This is a genomic window from Pseudomonas sp. SDO5522_S412 (assembly GCF_054071215.1).
Genome location: NZ_JBSVWQ010000375.1, coordinates 1 through 3,207, shown reverse-complemented (window position 1 = coordinate 3,207; position 3,207 = coordinate 1). Strand labels below are relative to the sequence as shown.

Genomic DNA, 3,207 nt, shown 5'->3' with positions numbered 1-3,207 from the left:
GCGATGTTGGATTCACCATCGCTATCGCAGGCAAGCCAGCTCCTACAGGTTGATCGCATTTCAGGTCATGGATTTTCAGCGGCCAGGGCGGCAATCACTGCCGGCCGCTCACCGACCCGCTGCTGAAACTTCGCCAACGCCGGCCACTGCTGCAAGTCGATATCAAACAACCCCGCCCAGCGCAGCACCACAAACAGGTACGCATCCGCCACCGAGTACTGCGCGCCCAGCAGGTAATCCTGGCGCTCCAGGGTCTGCACCAGAATCGCAAAGCGCTTGAACAGCGTGGCCTTGAACAGCGCCTTCACCTCATCGGGAATCGCGTCCTTGAACAACACTCCCAGCCCGCCATGAATCTCGCTGGAGACATAGTTCAGCCACTCCTGCAAACGCACCCGCTCCCAGCTGCCATTGGCCGGCGCCAGGCCCGCTGCGGGTACACGGTCGGCCAGGTATTGCAGGATGGCCGCGCCTTCGGTCAGTACCTCGCCGTTGTCCAGTTGCAGTGCGGCCACATAGCCCTTGGGATTGATCTGCAGGAAATCATCACCGTCAGCCGTGAGCTTTTTCTGGTTGTCGACGCGAATCAATTCAAACGGCAGGGCCAATTCCCGCAGCGCGATATGGGAGGCGAGGGAACAGGCATTCGGGGAAAAATACAGCTTCATCGGGTCAACTCCGCAGGACAGTTGCCTTCAGTCTCGTGGGCATGGCACCTTGGGTAAAATTAATCTTTCAGAATCCTGCCATAAGGACAGCTACTGCCATGATGAACCTGATGCACTGGCGCCTGCTGGTGGCCGTGGCGGACAACGGCAGCATCACTGCCGCCTCCGAACGAGTGGGCATGACTCAGTCCGCCGCCAGCCAGGCGATGGCGGCCATGGAGGCCAACCTCGGTGCGCAGTTGTTTGTGCGTGAGGCGCGTCAGACCGTGCCTACCGCCCTGGGCCTGCAGGTGATCGAGCAGGCGCGGGTGATGCTCGGGGCCTTGCAGGCGATTCGCACCACCGTGGACGAAGCGCGGCCGATGCTGCGTGGGACGATTCGCATCGCGAGTTTCCCCATGGTGCTGGCGGTGTTCCTGCCGCCGCTGCTGCGTCGGTTCAACCAGCTTTACCCCGGCATCGAGGTCACGGCCCTGGAAGTGACCGACGATGAAGTGAACACCTTGCTCGACGCGAATCTGATCGACCTGGGCGTGGTGCTCAACCCGCCGTCCGAGCGCAATGCCGCCGTGCTGGGGCGCGATAACTGGGTGGCGGTGCTGCCGATGGCCCACGGGTTTTCCCGGCGCCCGGCGCAGGCAACGGTCACGCTGGAAGAGTTGGTGGAGCAACCGTTCGTGCTTGCCACCGGCGGCTGCACCGTCAACGCCCGCAGCCTGGCGCAGGAAGCCGGCCTGGTGCTGCGCGAGGTGCGGGTGGAAGTGCGCGAATGGAACAGCGCTTTCAGCCTGGTGCGTGAAGGCGTGGGAGTGACGCTGGTGCCCGAGATGACCCTGCCGGCCCAGCGCCACGGCTTGCGCATCATGCCCCTGGCGGAGCCGGTGCATCGCGAGTTTGCGTTGGTGACATCACGCCACCAACCGCCCTCCGCAGTGGTTAATGCTTTGTTGCAAATGCTGGCTGACTAGTGGCCTTGCATAGCGCCAACGCCTGTCTATGCTCACCCAGAACCGTTGATGACGCTCGGCATATAAAGCGTTTCGGATAGGTTTCTCCATAAAGGTCTGCGATCAAGATTCAAACCGTGAATGGAATGCGCCCGCCTGGGCGTCGGGAAAATAAAGGGTGATCTGACATGTTCAACCGCCAACACAAATCCGACCTGCTGGAAATCGAACGTTTCTCCTGCGCCCTTACCGAAGCCAAAGCCAAATTGGCCGCAATCAGCCGTTCCATGGCAATGATCGAGTTTGATCGCGACGGCATCGTGCTGGATGCCAATGAAAACTTCTGCAAGACCATGGGCTACCGCGCCGAAGAAATTCGCGGCAAGCATCACCGGATTTTCTGCGAAGAGGCCTACACCCACACCGATGCCTACGCCAAACTCTGGCGCGACCTGGCGCGGGGCGAGCCCCTCAGTGGCACCTTCATGCGGTTGAACAAGCATGGCCAGGAAGTGTGGCTGGAGGCCAGTTACATGCCGGTAATCGGTGCCGACAACCAGGTGCAGAGCGTGATCAAGGTGGCCTCGGACATCTCGGCGCGGATTCACCGCGAGCATGAAAACCAGAGCCTGATCGACGCCATCGGCCGCTCCATGGCGGTCATTGAATTCACCCCGCAAGGCCAGATTCTGAATGCCAACGACAACTTCCTGAAGACGGTGAAGTATTCCCTCAGTGAAATCGTCGGCCAGCACCACAGTCTGTTTTGTCATCGCGGTGAGACCGATTCGCCGGCCTACAAGGCATTCTGGGCCTCGCTCAACCGCGGCGAATATCACTCCCACCGCTTTGAGCGCAAAGACAAATTCGGCCAAACGCTGTTCCTGGAAGCCTCCTACAACCCGATCTTCGATGCCAACGGGCGCCTGTACAAAGTGGTGAAGTTCGCCAGCGACATCACCGACCAGGTCACCACCTTGCGCACGGCTGCCGACTCGGCTCACGCCACCTCGGTGCAAAACGACGCCTGCGCCCGCAAGGGCTCGGAAGTGGTGCAGCAGACCGTGCAGATCATCGAAGAAATTTCCCGTGACCTTAACGAAGCGGCCGTGAGCATCGACGCAGTGAGCAAGCAGTCGGACATCATCGGCACCATCGTCCAGACCATCCGCGGCATCGCCGACCAGACCAACCTGCTGGCGCTGAATGCGGCGATCGAAGCGGCCCGGGCGGGCGAGCATGGGCGCGGGTTTGCGGTGGTGGCGGATGAGGTGCGCAGTTTGGCGGCGCGAACCAGCCAGGCGACGATCGAGATTGTGGATGTGGTGCGCAAGAACCACGACCTGTCGATCAGCGCGGTGTCGAGCATGCAGTCGAGCCTGAGCCGCACGGGGCTTGGGGTGGAGCTGGCGAATGAGGCGGGGCAGGTGATCCTGGAGATTCAGGAAGGGTCACGGCATGTGGTGGATGCGATCAGTCAGTTCAACTCGACACTGCAATTGCAGTAACACCGCAGATCAAATGTGGAATGAGCTTGTGTGGGAGCGGGCTTGCTCGCGAATGCGGTGTGTCAGTCAGCACATGGATTGACT

3 protein-coding genes and 1 pseudogene are annotated in these 3,207 nt (G+C 60.8%); 3 read left to right on the top strand and 1 reads right to left on the bottom strand.

Annotation, left to right across the window (positions count from 1 at the left end):
- Positions 1 to 65: 65 nt before the first annotated feature.
- Positions 66 to 668, bottom strand: a complete 603-nt coding sequence (gene gstA / locus ACW9I6_RS31650) for a glutathione transferase GstA (protein ID WP_003213075.1) — start codon at positions 666 to 668, stop codon at positions 66 to 68.
- 98 nt (positions 669 to 766) lie between these two features.
- Here gstA and ACW9I6_RS31645 point away from each other — a divergent pair, with 98 nt between their 5' ends.
- The 3 genes and pseudogenes from ACW9I6_RS31645 (at position 767) to ACW9I6_RS31635 (ending at position 3,123) form a co-directional block, all read left to right on the top strand.
- On the top strand, positions 767 to 1,636 hold the full coding sequence (locus ACW9I6_RS31645; RefSeq protein ID WP_177054571.1) for a LysR family transcriptional regulator: 870 nt from the start codon (positions 767 to 769) through the stop codon (positions 1,634 to 1,636).
- A 167-nt stretch (positions 1,637 to 1,803) separates the two neighbouring features.
- Positions 1,804 to 2,532: pseudogene (locus tag ACW9I6_RS31640) on the top strand (PAS domain-containing protein); the annotation flags it as partial.
- An 18-nt stretch (positions 2,533 to 2,550) separates the two neighbouring features.
- Positions 2,551 to 3,123 carry a methyl-accepting chemotaxis protein gene (locus tag ACW9I6_RS31635; protein ID WP_371132976.1) on the top strand — a complete coding sequence of 191 codons (573 nt, stop codon included), beginning with the start codon at positions 2,551 to 2,553 and terminating at the stop codon, positions 3,121 to 3,123.
- Positions 3,124 to 3,207 lie beyond the last annotated feature (84 nt).

Coding starts and splice junctions, on each gene's coding strand:
- gstA (WP_003213075.1), bottom strand. CDS start 668: ATGAAGCTGTATTTTTCCCCGAATGCCTGTTCCCTCGCCTCCCATATC.
- ACW9I6_RS31645 (WP_177054571.1), top strand. CDS start 767: ATGATGAACCTGATGCACTGGCGCCTGCTGGTGGCCGTGGCGGACAAC.